This is a genomic window from Bacteroidales bacterium (assembly GCA_016709865.1).
In the GTDB taxonomy this organism is placed as follows: domain Bacteria; phylum Bacteroidota; class Bacteroidia; order Bacteroidales; family VadinHA17; genus LD21.
Window position 1 is genome coordinate 187,606 of the sequence record JADJLX010000002.1, and the last position, 17,820, is coordinate 205,425.

Annotated in this window: 6 protein-coding genes and 4 pseudogenes; 5 read left to right on the forward strand and 5 right to left on the reverse strand. The window is 38.9% G+C overall.

Going from position 1 to position 17,820, the window contains the following annotated elements:
• Positions 1 to 6: 6 nt before the first annotated feature.
• The 3 genes and pseudogenes from IPJ16_02830 to IPJ16_02840 all read right to left on the reverse strand — a co-directional run bounded on the left by IPJ16_02830 (position 7) and on the right by IPJ16_02840 (position 3,708).
• Positions 7 to 231, reverse strand: coding sequence for a 4Fe-4S binding protein (locus IPJ16_02830; protein ID MBK7626131.1), 225 nt, complete (start codon positions 229 to 231; stop codon positions 7 to 9).
• Positions 232 to 242: 11 nt separating this feature from the next.
• Positions 243 to 1,568, reverse strand: a pseudogene (locus tag IPJ16_02835) (pyridoxal phosphate-dependent aminotransferase).
• A gap of 54 nt (positions 1,569 to 1,622) precedes the next feature.
• Positions 1,623 to 3,708: pseudogene (locus IPJ16_02840) on the reverse strand (acetate--CoA ligase family protein).
• A 513-nt stretch (positions 3,709 to 4,221) separates the two neighbouring features.
• Between IPJ16_02840 and IPJ16_02845 the strand changes: the two are divergent.
• From IPJ16_02845 to IPJ16_02860, 4 genes and pseudogenes are all read left to right on the forward strand, one after another.
• Positions 4,222 to 5,841 carry a C69 family dipeptidase gene (locus tag IPJ16_02845; GenBank protein MBK7626132.1) on the forward strand — a complete coding sequence of 540 codons (1,620 nt, stop codon included), beginning with the start codon at positions 4,222 to 4,224 and terminating at the stop codon, positions 5,839 to 5,841.
• 11 nt (positions 5,842 to 5,852) lie between these two features.
• Positions 5,853 to 6,937 (forward strand): annotated as a pseudogene (gene hydE, locus IPJ16_02850) ([FeFe] hydrogenase H-cluster radical SAM maturase HydE).
• 327 nt (positions 6,938 to 7,264) lie between these two features.
• Positions 7,265 to 8,730, forward strand: a pseudogene (locus tag IPJ16_02855) (tryptophanase).
• A gap of 226 nt (positions 8,731 to 8,956) precedes the next feature.
• Positions 8,957 to 11,740, forward strand: a complete 2,784-nt coding sequence (locus IPJ16_02860) for a peptidase (protein ID MBK7626133.1) — start codon at positions 8,957 to 8,959, stop codon at positions 11,738 to 11,740.
• A 275-nt stretch (positions 11,741 to 12,015) separates the two neighbouring features.
• Here IPJ16_02860 and IPJ16_02865 read toward each other — a convergent pair whose 3' ends face one another.
• Both IPJ16_02865 and IPJ16_02870 read right to left on the reverse strand, forming a co-directional pair.
• A complete protein-coding gene (locus IPJ16_02865) occupies positions 12,016 to 15,441 on the reverse strand; it encodes a carboxypeptidase-like regulatory domain-containing protein (GenBank protein ID MBK7626134.1) in 3,426 nt (1,141 codons plus the stop codon).
• Between the two features lie 179 nt (positions 15,442 to 15,620).
• Positions 15,621 to 16,043, reverse strand: a complete 423-nt coding sequence (locus tag IPJ16_02870; protein ID MBK7626135.1) for a type II toxin-antitoxin system RelE/ParE family toxin — start codon at positions 16,041 to 16,043, stop codon at positions 15,621 to 15,623.
• A gap of 193 nt (positions 16,044 to 16,236) precedes the next feature.
• Here IPJ16_02870 and IPJ16_02875 point away from each other — a divergent pair, with 193 nt between their 5' ends.
• Positions 16,237 to 17,799, forward strand: coding sequence for an alpha-glucosidase C-terminal domain-containing protein (locus tag IPJ16_02875; protein MBK7626136.1), 1,563 nt, complete (start codon positions 16,237 to 16,239; stop codon positions 17,797 to 17,799).
• The last annotated feature ends 21 nt before the right edge of the window (positions 17,800 to 17,820 follow it).

Sequence of the window (17,820 nt, forward strand, 5' to 3'; positions counted from 1 at the left end):
GGCTGACTATATTTTTGTTTTATAAACAGTTATTACTCCGTCAGGGCATACCATTGCACAACTTGCGCAACCAATGCATAAATCGGGATTGGCCGGATAAGCATAATTATAACCCTTTCCATTGACTTCTCTGGCCATTGCGATGGTGCCTGTTGGGCAGGAAACCATACACACTTCGCACCCCTTGCATTTCTCCATATTAACAACAATACTGCCTTTTATCTTAGCCATATATAAAGATATTAATTCGTTTTAAAAGGATGATTTTCCTGAAATATTTTAAGACGGGCCTCAAGATCATCGAACTGGTTTCGGGAAACATGTGAAACACAGGCCCTTAAACCGTCATTCCTGTTGCTTCCTGTTATATCGAGCGAAATAGCGCTGATACCATATAATAATAGCTCTTCAAGTAACTGCCGTCCGGTCATGCCTGGATAAGTGATTGTAAAAAAGAATCCATCGGCAATTGGCTCATCAATATCAGTGTCGTAGGTTATGAAAAACCATTATTAAGAAAGAGTTCCTTCATAATCTTCGCTTTTTCCCCATACTCTTTAAGTGGTTCGAGGAACATAAAATTTCCATCATTTACAGCTTTGAGAAGTGCAGCCAGACCGTACTGCACAGAATGCGTAACTCCGGCCGATAATCCGTATAATGCTCCGAATACGGCAGAATGACCAAATTTATCAGATGAATAATATCTAAGCAGATCAGGATAACACCTGTCAAAAAGATGATCGGAAATTGCCATCATACCGATTCTTTGTCCTGCATAACTGAAGATTTTTGAACTCGAAAGAAGTATAACATAGTCATCAGCATACTTTCCTATTGTTGGTTGAAAAGGAGCCGCACCCGGACTTGAATAATCTTTTCTGAAATCCATTCCGTAATAAGCAAGATCTTCAATTACAATAACATCATATTTTCTGGAAAGTTCACCAATAACTGACAGTTCCTCTTCGCTCAGACACATCCAGGTTGGATTATTCGGATTGGAATAAAGTATCGATGAGATCTTTCCTGATTTAAGATATGTTTCCAGTTTACTCCTGAGTTTTGGCCCTCTGTGCTCAAAGATATCAAATGAATGGTAATCATGACCAAGCATTTTTACCTGCTGCTTCTGTACCGGAAATCCGGGATCAAGAAACAATGTTCCTTCCTTCGTCCTGTCATTCCTGTTTGCAACCAGGAAAGTAACCATCGACCCCATCATTGAGCCTACGGTTGGAATACATCCCTGCGGAGCAATATCAATATCCAGAAACAGCTTCATGAATCTTGATGTCTCTGTTTTCAGAGGAGCTATTCCCTCAATATTCGGATAGGCAGATGAAACCCCTGATTTCAGTGCAGCTATCTCAGCCTCTATACCGATCATCGGAGGCGGAAGACCGGGAATACCCATCTCGAGCCTGACATATTTGATTCCCGTTGCACCTTCTATCTGACTTACAAGTTTTGCAATTTCACGGATACTGGCCGTACCGAGATTTGTCAGACCACTCTCTGTTACAATTTTTTTTAACCAGACTACTATCAACCGGGGTATTTCTCATTTTGGTATTCAGGATCTCCTGGAATTCGTTAAAAAACTTTCAAAAGTAATAAATTTATAACCTGATCATATATGTTATTTTATCACCCCTCTCAATCCTCACTCTTGCATCAACTGCAATAACAGTATTCTCCGTTGCCATAAGGGGATTTATATCCATCTCACAAATCTCAGGTGCTGCTTCAACCAGCGCCGATAATCTGCATATAATATCAATAAATCCGGATTCATTAACTCCTGCCTGACCTCTAACTCCTTTTATAACTGCGTAACCTCTAAGAGAATGAATCATTTTTTCTGCTTCACCACAGGAAACAGGAACAAGCGCAGCTGAAACATCTTTAAGCACCTCTATATAAATACCTCCAAGCCCTGCAAGTAATAAATGTCCAAATGATCCCTCGGCTTTAATGCCTGCAAACAACTCGGTACCGTTAACCATTTTCTGAACCAGTACCGCTTTTGCACCATTGATTTTCATCATTGAAGAAAATGCCCGGGATACTGAATCACTATCTTTCAGATTCAGCACCACTCCTCCACATCTGATTTATGAACTGGTCCCACAACTTTCATTGCCACAGGAAATCCTATCTCTGAAGCTTTTCTTACTGCTTCAGCCGAGTCGTTAACAACAGCTTCTTTTGCTAATGGAATTCCGGAATATTTAAGCAAAGAATTTACATCCTCCGGCTTAAGATATCCATTTTCTGAATTATCTATAATCTTACGGATTGAGCTTATATCAATTACAACAGGCTGATAATCAGCATTTTTTACAACCTGATTATCAGACACTTTACATAACGCATTGGCAAAAACCACCTCATCAGGGAAGTTAACATTTCCCTTTGAAAGGAACTCACTGATTTCGTTGCTGACATTTATAACTGACGGTAAGACAGCGAAAATGGGCTTTTTACAGGACCTCATTTTTTTATCAAGCAAGTCATAGACATCATAGACAGGGAATAGTCCGGGACTACCAAAAATGACTGCCATAGCATCTATATTTTCGAAATCATTTTCGCAGGCATCAATTATATAACCAAGCTGCTCAGCATTACCGGTTGCCAGAAAATCAACGGGATTTGCAACAGATGAACCCGGGAACAGCTTTTCCTTAAGCAACTCTGCTTTCTTTCCAAGGATCTGCGGCACTTCCATACCACCCTTTGAAAGAGCATCTGTCATCATAACTGCCGGTCCGCCTGCATGAGTTATGACTGCAATTCTCTTCCCTTTTAGTTCCGGACGTGTAAAAACCGATGCAACGGCAATCAGTTCTGAACGCCCGCTGCACCTTATTATTCCGGCTTTTCTGAATAAAGCTTCCACTGCTGTATCAGGACTGGCCATTGCCCCTGTATGAGATGAAGCTGCACGGCTTCCGGCCTCTGAAATACCTGATTTTATTGCTGCTATCCTGCAACCTTTTCTTATTAATGAAGAAGAATGCTTTAATAGCTTTGAAGGATTATTTATTGTTTCAATATAGAGAAGCTTGATCCTTGATGAATTTTCCGCATCAAAGGAGTTATCAAGATACTCCAGGACATCCTCTACTCCTGTCTGGGCACTGTTTCCTACTGACCAGAGACTTGAAAATGTGAGTCCGTTTGGAATTGCCGCTTCCATAATGAAGACAGCAGTTGCACCGGAACCAGAAATAAAATCAACTCCTTTCGGATCAAGTTTTGGAATCGGAGTAGTAAAAACCCCATTGTAATTATAGTTGAGAAAACCGATACAGTTTGGTCCTATCAGACAACCGTTATACCTGTTAATAATATCAACAAGCTGTTTTTCAATGACTTTACCCTCTGCATTTTCCTCACTGAATCCGGCTGACAGAATAATGAATGCCCTTGTTTGTTTCTCACGGCAAAGAATCTCTACAGCTGACACACACAATTTTGCCGGGATAGCAAGAATTGCAAGATCAGTCTCGGGTATAAGCACTATATCCCTATAGGATTTTATCCCTGTACAATATCCTGCTTTGGATTGACCGCAATCAGGTTGCCGGAGAATCTGCCGTCAATAAGATTTTTCAGGACCTTTCCGCCAGGCTTACCGGTATCATCAGAACCACCAACGACTACTATGCTCCTGGGATTTATAAGTTTATCACTAATCATAATTAAAAGTAATGATTCAGAAAAGAAATACAAATTACGAATTATGAATTACGAATCACGATTTTGAATCCAGTAATACAGGTAAGATAATTATAATCCCGCAAACCTCTTGAGATAGCCAACATTCAGAGCAACAACGAATAAATACTTCTCTGATATATAATGACTTGCAACCAATTTATTGTCTGTTTTATTTAAAGCAAGATAAGAAAAATAAAAAGAGCAAAACCAAACAAACGTCATGTTAATCGCTTAAACAACTTCCTTAAGAGGTTAAGTAAAACACTGAATTGGTTCCTCTGTGGCTCTCTGTGTCTCCTCCGGATTTTCTCTGTGTAACAAATATTTAAGAACTTACACAGAGTTACACAGAGGAGTCACAGAGTTACCTAGAAAATAGCTGTTAGAAGAGAATTGACTTAATGATAAATAAAATAAATGATGCAATTTAATTCTGTAAAAAATTACTTTTGTAAAAGCACTCAATCAATAATTGACCAATATAAATTATCTATGAAAAAAATTGCTCCATTAAGTGTCATATTAACACTTATTATATCCCTCTCCCTTTCACTTACTACAAACGCCCAATATTCTGATATTGATACAGATGGACCAGGTTATGGCGAGAATTGCACAACAATTATGGTTGGCAGGCTGGCTTCCACCGACGGATCAGTAATGACGTCGCACAGCTGTGACGGAAACTACAGAACATGGCTTGAAATTGCACCACGTGTAAAGTTTGAAAAAGGGTCAATGCATCCGGTCTACTGGGGAATGCTGCATACTGAAGAATCGTGGGATATGTCGAAGGTCACAAAGAAAGGTGAGATCCCTGAAATTGAAGAGACCTATGCCTACCTGAACACCGCATATCCATGCCTGAATGAGAAACAGCTTGCTATCGGCGAGACCACCATTTACGGACGGCAGGAACTTATAAATGAAGAAGGGATTTTTCTCATAGAAGAACTCGAAAAGATAGCATTACAGAGGTGTAAAACCGCAAGGGAAGCAATTGCCCTGATTGGAAAGCTTGCTGAAGAATATGGATACGGAGACCTTGCTGAATGCATAACTATAGCCGATCCAAAAGAAGTATGGCACTTCGAGATAGCCGGATCGGGAAAAGGGAAACCATCTGCTTTATGGTGTGCTCAGAGAATCCCTGACGATCACGTTGGCGTTGCTGCCAATATCCCAAGGATCTCTGTAATTGATTTTAAAAATCCCGATAAGTTCATGTATAGCACTGACCTCCAGAATGTAGCTAAGAAACTTGGTTACTGGGACGGAAAAGAACCGCTTAAATTCTGGAAAATAATAAATGACAAGAAACCTTTTGCAATAAGGGAATACTATATCCTCAGTACGCTCGCACCATCGTTGAATCTCTCCTTTGAGGCGGAGGAACTGCCATTCTCGGTAAAACCAGAGAATAAGCTTTCACCACGCGATGTAATGAAATATTTCCGTGAGACATATGAGGGAACAAAATGGGATATGACACAAAACCTCATGATAACCGTCAAGGAAAAAGATAAGGATGGAAATGAAATTGAAAAGAAGGTAAAATCACCTGTAATCAATAACTGGATGAGCAACGATCTGAGGACTTTGCTAAATGAAGTTAAACCAGGCGTAATTGAAAGACAGAGAACAATTGCCATTGCAGGCTGCTCCTATTCTCATGTCATTCAGTGCCGCAGCTGGCTGCCCGACGAAGTTGGTGCAATTGCCTGGTTCTCATTCGATAATCCCGGACAGAGTCCAAGAATTCCGATCTTTTCAGGTGCGATCAGCCTACCTCCCTCATTTAATATATGCGGTCAGCAGCGTTACAGAACCGATGCTGCTATCTGGTCGTTCCGGGAGGCTAACAGGCTTGCAACAGTTAACTGGGCAAAAGGAAGGGCCCTGATAGAACCTGCTGTCAAAGAGTTTGAGGATAAAGCGTTTGAGGAGCTTCCCGCTATCGACAAAAAAGTCGTGGAACTGGTAAAAGAAGGTAAGAATGAGGAGGCAAAAAAATATGTTACTTCCTATACAAACAGTTTTGCCGGTGCTGCTATGACACGCTGGGAAGAGATGAAGGTTAGCTTGTGGGGGATGTTTGGAAGGGGATTTTGAAAGCAAAACGAATGGATATCATCAATATACTTGAAAAAGAGGATTTTACTAGAGAAAATATTGTTTCACTTCTGAGATCGGAAGGAAAGGATAGAACTTTACTTTTCAAGAAATCCGCTGAGGTAAAGGAGAAATACATCGGGAAAAAGGTCTGGTTCAGGGATTGATTGAATTTTCAAATGTCTGTGGAAAGGATTGTCTTTACTGCGGTATCAGAAAGGGAAACAAAAATGTATCGCGTTACAGCCTGTCTGATGACGAGATCCTTTCAGCCGCCCGTTTTGCCTGGGAAAACAAATATGGTTCAATTGCTTTACAGTCTGGAGAGCTTGAGAGTAAATCTGTAACCGACAGGATAGAAAACCTGCTTCAAAGAATTAAAGTATCATCAAACGGTGAACTTGGAATTACCCTTTCGGTAGGGGAACAATCTCCCGAAGTGTACAAAAGATGGTACGATGCCGGTGCTCATCGTTACCTGCTGCGCGTTGAAGCTACAAATGAGGCACTCTACAAAAAGATTCATCCTGATGACTCTAAACACAATTTCAGGAAGAGACTCGATTGCCTGAAAACTCTTCAGGACATCGGATACCAGACTGGCACCGGAGTAATGATTGGACTTCCATTTCAGACGCTCGATGATCTGGCGGGTGACCTGCTCTTTATGAAGGAATTTGATATCGACATGTGTGGCATGGGTCCTTATGTTGAGCATGCCGATACACCTTTGATAGAACATACCGGAAACCTTCTTCCTCTTAAAGAGCGCTTTGATCTGACACTGAAGATGATTGCTATTATAAGGATAATGATGAAGGATATCAATATTGTAGCTGCAACTGCCCTGCAGGCTATTGATCCTGTCGGCAGGGAGAAGGCTGTTAAAATCGGTGCAAATATTCTTATGCCGAATATTACTCCCGGCAAATACCGCGACAGCTATAAACTATATGATAATAAACCCTGTACCGACGATTCAGCCGAAGATTGTCAGAGCTGCCTGGAGGCAAGGGTCAGTCTTGCTGACGCAGAGGTAATTTATGGTGAGTGGGGCGATTCATCTCATTATTCAAGACGGAGGAGTGAAGTGTGAGGTGTGAGGTGCGAGGTGCGAGGTGTGGGGAAAAGTCATTCAATGGTCATTCGATAGTCATTCAATTGTAAAAACAATTATCAAATATTTTATATTTTTAACGAACTTATTTTTGGTTTCTATCAGAAATATTGTAGGTTTGAATTCAAACATTAACTAATGGGCATAATTAAGTTAAATATTGGAATTTACTATTACTATTATTATTGCAGGCTGAATTGTAAGTCCTGTTAATAACTAGTGCTGACAACACAATTTTTAAAATATGAGGCTTACCCGGAAAAGGTAAGCTTTTTTTATAACCCTTAAAACCAATTGAAATAAACCATGGAAAAAACTCAGACAAAAGGAACTGTAAAATTCTTTAATGGAAAGCAGATCCCTCTCGAAATGCACAAAGTCCGAATAGTTCAATCCTTAAAGCTTGTCCCGGTTGAAAGAAGATGTGAAGCTATCGCAGAAGCTGGTTATAACTCATTCCTTCTCGGCACAAAGGATATATTTCTTGATATGCTGACAGACAGCGGAACCAATGCAATGAGCGATGAACAAATATCAAAAATGTTCGTTGCAGATGATGCATACGCCGGTTCTCAGAGCTTTGTAAAATTCCAGAAAAGTATTGAAACAGTATTTGGTAAAAACCTTATTCTGCCGGTGCATCAGGGACGTGCAGCTGAAAACATAATATCACAGACATTTGTAAAAAAAGAATCGGTAGTGCCTATGAACTACCATTTTACAACAACTCTTGCACATATCCAGCTTAACGGGGAAAAGTTGTGGAACTTTTTACCCAGGAGGCAATGAAGATAAAAGTACTCATCCGTTCAAGGGTAATATTGATATAGAGAAACTTGACAAACTAATTACTTCCACCGGGGCACAGAATATTCCATTTATAAGAATGGAAGCATCTACCAACCTTATTGGCGGACAACCTTTCTCAATGGAAAACATGAGAAATGTCAGAAAAGTAGCTGACAAACACGGAGTTATGATTGTGCTGGATGCAAGTCTTATAGGAGAGAATGCATATTTCATCAGACAGCGTGAACCGGAGTTCAGGAATAAAACTATCGGATCAATTCTTCTTGAAATGTGCAATCTTTCAGATATTGTCTACTTCTCCGGAAGAAAAGTGAGCTCATCGCGCGGAGGGGCTATCTGCACAAACAACAGGGAACTCTACAATAAAATGAAAGACCTCGTTCCTCTGTATGAGGGATTCCTTACTTATGGAGGTATTTCAATAAGAGAGATTGAAGCGATGACAGTTGGTCTTTATGAGACACTTGAAGAGGATGTTGTCGGACAGTCCCCATCATTTTATAAGCTATGCCGTTCAGGAGCTTGATAAACTCGGGGTCCCGGTTATTATGCCCGGCGGAGCACTTGGATGCCATGTTGATGCAGGGCAGTTCCTCTCGCACATTCCCCAAAGTGAGTATCCTGCCGGAGCTTTGGTTGCAGCATATTATATCATATCAGGTGTTAGAGGAATGGAGCGAGGTACCTTAAGCAGCATACGTGATGAAGCTGGTAATGACATCCTTGCCGATCTCGAACTCATGCGACTTGCCTTCCCGAGAAGGGTATTCACATTATCGCAGGTAGAATACCTGATGGACCGACTCAACTGGCTCTATCAAAACAGGAATCTTGTCGGAGGACTGAAATTTGTAGAGGAGCCTCCTGTGTTGCGCTTCTTTACAGGAAGACTTGCTCCGGTAAGCAACTGGCCTGATAAACTTCTCGCAAAATTCAAAACTGACTTTGGAGATAGTCTTTAGATAAATCTATTTATGAATATTTAACATAAAGAGGTTGTCTCACAAGTCCCTTCTATATAAGCCCCTAAATCCCCTAAAGGGGACTTTCTAATTATCAAATACTTAGAGAACCCCCTTTAGGGGGCAGGGGGCAAAAGAATGGGGTTTGAGACATCCTCTTTGTTTTTACAAACATATTTTTTACTACTATTGTTACATTATTCAATCAATATTTCTCATAATGAAAATGCTTCTTTCTCTGTCAATCTCTCTGTGTTTATGCCTCTCAGTCAACGCACAGGTAACTAAAGACCAATCCTTACTTAAGGATGCAGCAAATAGTAAAGAGATCCCATCGCCGAAACAACATTTCGGATTTTCAATAGGTGACAATTATAAGCTTGCCACCTATTCTCAGACAGAAGAGTATTTTAAAAAGATCGCATCTGTTTCTGACCGCGTAAAACTTGAAAACCTTGGAGTTACTGAAGAAGGGCGGTCACAATATATGATGATAGTATCCTCACCTGAAAACATTAAGAACCTTAACCGTTATAAAGAGATCTCTCAGAAGCTTGCCCGGGCTGAAGGAATATCAGATGAACAGGCCAGGGCACTAGCACTGGAAGGCAAAGCGGTTGTCTGGATTGATGGAGGACTTCACGCCACTGAAACAGTCGGAACACATCAGCTGATAGAAACTTTGTGGCAGCTGGTGAGCAGAAAAGACCCGGAAACCTTGAGGATTCTAGATAAAGTAATAATTCTACTGGTACATGCAAATCCCGATGGCCAGGAACTGGTCTCCGGTTGGTATATGCGTAATCCTGACAGTCTTAAAAGATCATATTCCCAGATCCCGAGATTATATCAAAAGTATGCTGGTCACGACAACAACCGTGATTTCTATATGATGAATATGAAGGAGACACAGAATATGAGCAAACAGCTTTATATTGAATGGCTTCCGCAAATCATTTACAATCATCATCAGGCAGGGCCGGCAGGGTCAGTAGTAGCCGGACCTCCTTATCGTGATCCTTTTAATCATGTATTCAACCCTTTGGTTATTACGGGTATAGATGCTGTCGGAGCTGCAATGGTAAGCAGACTGAATGTTGAAGGAAAACCGGGATTTACCGCAAAAGGAGGTTCTGTGTTCTCCACTTGGTACAATGGCGGTCTTAGAACAACTACTTATTTTCATAATATGATTGGATTGCTTACCGAAATAATCGGAAACCCTACTCCTGCATCAGTACCCCTTGTACCTTCCCGGCTTCTTCCAAACGGAAATACCACTTATCCTGTAATGCCTCAGAAATGGTATTTCAGGACTTCAATCGACTATTCCCTGTCGCTCAACTATGCTGTAATAGATTACGCTGCAAGAAACAGCGAGCACCTATTATACAATATTTATAGTATGGGTAAAAGTTCTATTCAATCGGGGAACAAAGATACCTGGACTATATATCCAAAAAGGGTTGATTTAATTAATGCGGCTTATGAGAAAGATCAAAAAGGGAGTTCATTCGGTGTCCAAAGAGGAAACCAGAGTACAATACCCTCTAAATACTTTGACGTTATATTTAAAGATTCATCTCTCCGTGACCCTCGTGGTTATATAATATCTGCCGATCAGCCCGACTTCCCCACTGCGGTAAGGTTTATAAATGCACTGGTCCGTTCAGGCATAAGCGTATCTCAGGCAACAGCTGACTTTAAGGTTGAAGGAACCAGTTATCCGGCTGGTTCTTATATAGTTAAAACGAATCAGGCATTTCGTCCGATGGTTCTTGATATGTTCGAACCACAGGATCATCCGAATGATTTTCAGTATCCCGGTGGACCTCCCGTACCGCCTTACGATATGGCAGGATGGACACCAGCATTTACAATGGGATTTAAATTTAAAAGAGTCCTGGATTCTTTTGATGGTCCTTTCAAAACACTATCATACGGCGAAATCCAATCACCAAAAGGAACTTATAAAGTTGCCGGATCTGCAGCAGGATATATAATAGATTCAAGATGTGATAATTCTTATATTGCTGTTAATAGACTACTTACTGCAGGTGTTGATGTTTTCAGAATCAAGAGTCAGGCAGGCAATTCAGATTTTGGCCAGGGATCTTTCTTCATTCCTGAAAATGCAAAGGCCAAATCAATACTTGAAAAAGCCTCAGTTGATCTGAGTCTCAACGTTACTTCAGTTGGAAAACGTCCGGGAAATCTCTCAGGAAAACTATCACCATTGCGTGTTGCTATCTGGGATACATATGGAGGTTCAATGTCAGCAGGATGGCTGAAATGGATAATGGAACAGCATAATTTCGTTTATAAGACTATTTATGTAAAAGAAATAAATGAAGGGAACCTGAAAAAGAAATTTGATGTGATAATATTTGTCGGAGGTGCAATTCCTTCAGTTTCATCCGCTGCTCAGTTTTCTCCGAGAGATACTGCCAGAGTAACTGGGATTCCTGATGAATATAAATCCCAGCTTGGAAGGATAAGTGCCGATACTTCGATCCTTGCTTTAAAGAAGTTTATGGAGGCGGGAGGTTCAGTTGTTACTATCGGAACAAGTACAAATCTTGCTTACCATTTAAAACTACCTGTTACCAATGCACTTATTGAAATCAGGAATGGCAATCCTGTCACATTACCTTCAGATAAATACTATATTCCCGGTAGTGTTCTTAGAGTCAGTATTGACACATTACAATCATTTGCCTGGGGTATGGAATCGAAAACCGATGTAATTTTTAGTTCGAGTCCGGTCTTCAGAATAACCCCAACAGCAGTTAGTCAGGGTACAATCAAGCCTATAGCCTGGTTCGATTCAGATCAGCCACTTCGAAGCGGTTGGGCATGGGGACAGCAATATTTAAAAGATGGAGTAGCCGCTTTTGAAGCTAAAGTCGGTACAGGAAAACTGTATGCTTTCGGACCGGAGATTACCTTCAGGGCACAGACTTACAGTACATTCAAGTTACTGTTTAATCAGCTTTATTCGGGGTATTGATGCTGCGAAACCATTGTCCAATATCTTTTCGGTAAGGTATTGAGAGTTCCTGCTGAAAGCCGGAGATCCTTCGCTAACGCTCAGGATGACAGTGCTTTTTGGGATCATAGAGGGAAAAAAGTGGCGATTTGACGAAAGACTGTGTCCATAAAAAAGCAATTTACGAATCGCCACTTTTTCCCCTTACAAATACCCAGATCCATGTCATCCTGAGCGTTAGCGAAGGATCCCCGGGGGGTAAAAGAAATGCTTCTATAAACTAAAATACGGCAGAATTATTTCACCTCATACTCAACCCTACTTGTCACAGGAATTCCGCCTGAGGTCATACCTTCAACAATAATCTTATAAGTTGAAGAAACATCCGCATTATAAAACTTGATAAGATAGTCCTGATTAGTTACCACCTTTATATCCGGAAACCAGTACAAAGTTGATCTCATATCAGGAAGTTGTCCGGTTTGAAATTTCGAGGTATGCTTAGGTGAATAGAAAATCCTGGGGGTATCATAACCATAAATCGTTGAATTAATTGAATAAGATTCTGCCTTATATGGTAATTTATCAAAAGTTTTGGTGATTACTGAAATGACCCCATTGGCTCCTCTGACTCCAAAAGCTGCAGTCTTTTCAGACATTATAACATCAACTCTATCAATCCAAAATAGAGGCAAGGATGAAACTTGCCCATATGAAACCACCATTCCATCGAGCAGGCATAAAGGTAAATCACTCCCTTCAAGAGAAGAACCATATCCACGGATTCTTATTCCTGAACCAAGAGGATATACTCCTGCCACTCTACCTACCAATAAGTCCTTTATAGTTCTTAGACTTGCTAACTCATTAGTAACTATTACTTCTTTATCAGGTTGTCCATAGACAATGCGGCTCTGTTTAATATGACTCTCTCTGGGTGTTTCCTTCCTTCTTGCATATATATTGACCTCTCCAATTAAGATTGTATCAGAGAGGGAATACTTTTTCTTGATATTATTTCGAAATTCGCTGGTTTGCAATAGTATTGAAAAATTATTTACCTCATTTAGCGTAAGGCTGACAGATGTTTCGTCATTTGAACTATTTGATTGAATTCTAGCAGGTACAAATCCGAGTGAATCCAATTTCACTTTACCCCTAAAATTTCCATTTTTATCAGCCACATTAACAACCAATCTTGCACTACCTGCCAGATTATCCAAAAAAAGTCTAAATCGTCCAGCTGAATCTGTCTGTACTGTAGTAATAATATTCTTCTCTCCCTGAAAAATTCCAATATTGACTGGAATGTTTACATAAGGTGCATCCAAAAACGTTTTTCTTACTTTTCCGCTTATAGAAAAGCCCGACTCCGGCAAGTATTTTGCTTCTTTATATTTCCATTCAAAATCACGCCAACCCTGTGTAAGCAAAAGAAGATCAAGATCTTTCAAACGATTGAAATTTGACGGATCGAAATAATATGCTGGATCTTCAACCTTCCCTCGCACATCTGATTCAAGTAGAAACCAGGAAGAAATCGTTGTTGGAAACGTAAATGTTCTTTTTGTATAAATACTCTCAGTCGCGGATAATGACATAAATGCTTCCTGCTCTGATCCGGAATCATCAATTAATGATAGTTTTACAGAAACCGAATCACGCTGCTTATAAATTGATTTATCAGTTTCAATTTTGAGATCAAGATCTTCCCTGTTCTGAAGGTATATCAGTCTTTCGCACAGTGGATAATTATCAAGACTGTATAAGGTAATCATTAAAATACCGTCAGATAGGTCTTCAGTCGGCAGAATAAAGCTGTTATTGAGTGAATCTGGTTTTATAATGAGTGACTTCAGGATCTTGTTATGAGTTGAAATCGTAAGTAAAAGATCCTTGCCAATAAAATCGGGCAATGTTTCAGGATTTGTCTTAAGTACTATTTTATGTTCATTCCGCTGGTTTTCACTTGCATTTAAAACAAAACCTTTAGGAAAACTTTTTGGAATTTCCCGTCTGATTAAATCACCATCTGAGTTTTTAACAGTTACATAATAGTTTGAACCAGGTAATGGTTTTAATATAAATGAACCCATACCAAGGTGAGTACTCCTGAAAGTTGTAATTAAGTCTCCGGCAGATGAGTAAACCTCACCCGAAACATCACACCCCGATCCCGTGGCATTTTCAGCTTTGAATGCGACTACAGAAGTAACATTATCAACTAACGAACCACTTTCAGGAAAGAAACTGATTTCCAGTGAACGATTTATGTAATTTATGGCATCAGACGTGGAACTGGCTGTATCATTTGAATTAATAATTGAAATGTCTTTATTGAAGAATAATTTATCTCCAAAGTTCCGCATATAGTTTGTATATGCTCTGATCCTGTATGTGCCTGACAAGAGATTATCCGACAGAGTAAAGTCACCATTTCCCAGGCCATTATCCAGTCTTATTGTTCTGCTGTCAATTATTTCAAATGAAGGAGAAATGAGTTCCACATGAAGATTCCGGGAGCTGTCAGAAAGTACATTTGTTAAATCATTTATCACATATGCTTTAAACCAGATATCATCACCTAGATTATAATAATCACGATCAGTATGTAAATAGACTTTTTCAGCTAATTCTGCAGTTTGGTCATCTGATTCAATCTTTGAAAGAGAATCAACAGACCTGATATCTATCAGAGATTTATCTTGCTGTCTTACAGAAGGCTGGAAATCATAAGGAAGTAAGTCTGCGATCCCCTGCTTTGCCATTTCGCCATGCCAGATAATTCCGGGACCTTTATAAAAGCCATTTTCATCAAACAGAATATTGTTTCTCAGTAATTCCATTCCACTTTCAGACTTGGCTGTAGTCCATTTAACAGAGAAAAGTATGGGAATGGATTTGGAATAGTAGATGACTTTTTTGCGCTGGGATGGATCAGTACTTAGTTGATTTCTGACCAGATCTTTATAAGAAAGTTGTTGGTTAAGGTTTTTTATTATGTATCCTGCTGATTTCAGCTCATCATTCCAGAGAGACCTAATAAAATGCATCTTCGATCCAAAGTATGTATTGTTCCTTTTAATTTCAAAACTCTGTTTATCAGTTGTCGCAGTAGTATCATCATCGAATAAAGAGTTACCAATTATTTGATTGAGATACCCTGATTTTATGTATTCAAACTTATTGAGGTAGTATGTAATTTTATAGCCTAATCCCTTATTAATTATAAAAATCGGTTTAATCGAAAATGCTTTTAATGTGTCTTTATCAGGGCTGGTGATGAACTTAATATCATCTTCATTAACAATTTCGCAATCTTTTGCATTGTTCGTCCTGCCCAGGAATTCTTTTCTGAAAATTGCCAGGTTCTGCTTTCTGATCTTTGGATTTCCCTTTGCACTTACATTAACATCCTTCATTTCGAATACTTTCGGAGTCAGGTATACAATAATGTCTTTCGCAGATAAGAAATCACTGATATTGGTAGAATAATAGCCTAATGCACTTATTGTGAGCGGCATTGCAGAATTTTTCCTGATATCAAGATTAAATATTCCATTCTCATCTGTATATGATGCAACTGAAGTTCCGTCAAAATAGACTACTGCAAATGAAATTGGATTTTTTGTTTCTTTGTCAAGAATTTTTCCCTTAATAACCTGACTATAAGATCCTAAAAACAGATTACTGAATATCAATAATGATATAAACTTCTTCATATCCTGGAAACTAATAGCATTACCTATAAATTTAGGTAAAAATATTTAAATATGAAATAATTATTTAAGTTAAAGTCTGTGATCAGAAACTAAACAGGATAATTGAAATGCTTATTTGAATTTAAGTGTATTCGGATCTTGCCGGGAATCGTAAATTCTAAGTATTTCAATAGAGGAATTCATATCTCTGTAGAACAAAGAATTGTGCTTTGTAAGTACACACTTTCTAACCCTTTTCTTTTATGGAAGAGTGGATACTGTTTTGGATTTTCTGAGATCAGAATCAAAAGATTCTCAGTCAAATCAATAAAGTTATTAACTACCTTATTCCCCCAGTGCTTGTCAAGGTAATCGAGAATATTTGCAAAATCATCTTCTGCTAAAGGAGACCAGAGAATTGGTTTAGGCATTTGGGTATTTCTTTCGGAATTTATCAATGACAATTTTGTTGGAAATTCCTTTACCCGATTCAACCTCATCAATAGCATCCAGGATTCCTTTTTTTGAAATTCGGTAAGCTTGTCCCAATCAGAAATATCTTTTTGTCCGTTGATATAATTCATCAAAAGTCCGTAAAACTCTTCAAGTTTGTTCTTTTCCAATGAATCAATCTGGCGGAAAATTCTCAGTTTTAAATCGGATACTGTCATTGTATAAACCTTTTCTCAAAGATAACTAAAGTTTAAAAATAACTTACTCTAAAAGACGAAACCATTTTAAGTCACGAACTATAAATGCAAATACTTTCACTATTTTTAAGATGACTTTATTATAAAAAAAATTCAAACCATCAATATGAAAAAAGCTATTAAGATCAGCATCTGCTCACTCATAATATTGTTGTTTGTCAGCACATTAAGAGCCCAGGATAAACAAAACGTCAGTAAATGGCCAAGGGGAATAACCTATGAAATATTTGTTCAGTCTTTTGCCGACTCTGATGGTGATGGAATCGGGGATATAAATGGTATGATTTCAAAACTTGATTACCTTCAGGAATTAGGAATCGAAGGTATATGGCTGATGCCAATGAATCCTTCTCCAACCTATCATAAGTATGATGTTTCCGATTATTATGATATTCATCCCAATTACGGGACACTCGCGGAGTTTAAGAATTTCGTAAAGGAAGCTCATAAAAGAAATATTAAGGTTGTTATGGACATGGTATTTAACCATTCAGGTAGTCAGAATCAATGGTTTAAAGAGGCATTGAAAGATGAACATATTAAGTATTGGGATTATTATGTATGGGCGCATAAAAATGATCCCAGGGTACAACCAGTATCTATAACAGCACCTGATGGAACACAAAGGAAAATCAGAAGTAATTGGAATGCAGTCCCAAATAGTGATTATTTGTATTTTTCTCATTTCACCAGAAATATGCCGGATCTAAATTTTGATAATCCAAAATTACAGCAGGAAGTTTTTAAAATTGGAAAGTTCTGGTTGAGTGATGTCGGAGTAGATGGATTTCGTTTAGATGCAGCCCGCCATATATTCCCTGATGAAAGAGCCACTGATAATCATAAATGGTGGGAGTATTTTCTGCAGGAAATGAAAACCGTGAACAAGGATGTATATATTGTCGGTGAAGTATGGGCTCCGGCGGAGCTTGTTGGACCATACCTGAAAGGAATACCAGCCTTGTTTAATTTTGATATGGGAGGAGAGATTATCAAAGCAGTAAATGAAGGAAATGGAAGTACTCTCGTTTCAAAACACAAAGAGATTGAAGACTTCTATAAAAAAATTAATCCTGAATATATTGATGCGACATTTTTAACTAATCATGATCAGGATCGTGTTATGAGCAGTGTTAATGGCAATGCGGATAAAGAAAAAATGGCCGTTGCATTATTACTCACACTTCCAGGCTCCCCATATCTGTATTATGGCGAAGAAATTGGGATGCTGGGACAAAAACCAGATGAAAATATAAGGGAACCCTTTTTGTGGGATAAAAAAGAGAACGATAAAACCAGAACTTTCTGGATTAAACCTCGTTTTTCAACCGATTCAACAATTATACCGGTATCACAACAGTCAGCCGAAAAAAGTTCATTGCTTAATTATTATAAAACATTAATAAAACTGAGAAATAAGAGTTATGCTCTGACGTATGGCGAATTAATTCCTGTAGAAACCGCCAATAAGTCAATCTGTGCATTTATCAGATCTGATGAAAGAGAGCGATTGGTTGTGATTCACAATCTATCCGATAAAAGTCAGAAATTTAATTTACCGGCGAATTTGAAGGAATTTAATGTAGTCTATTTTGCTGGCAAAGCAGCCCAAACTAAAAATAATCAGGTTACAATTCCTGGTTATTCAACAGTAATTTTGACAAAATAATCTGGATATGAAATTCAGGGA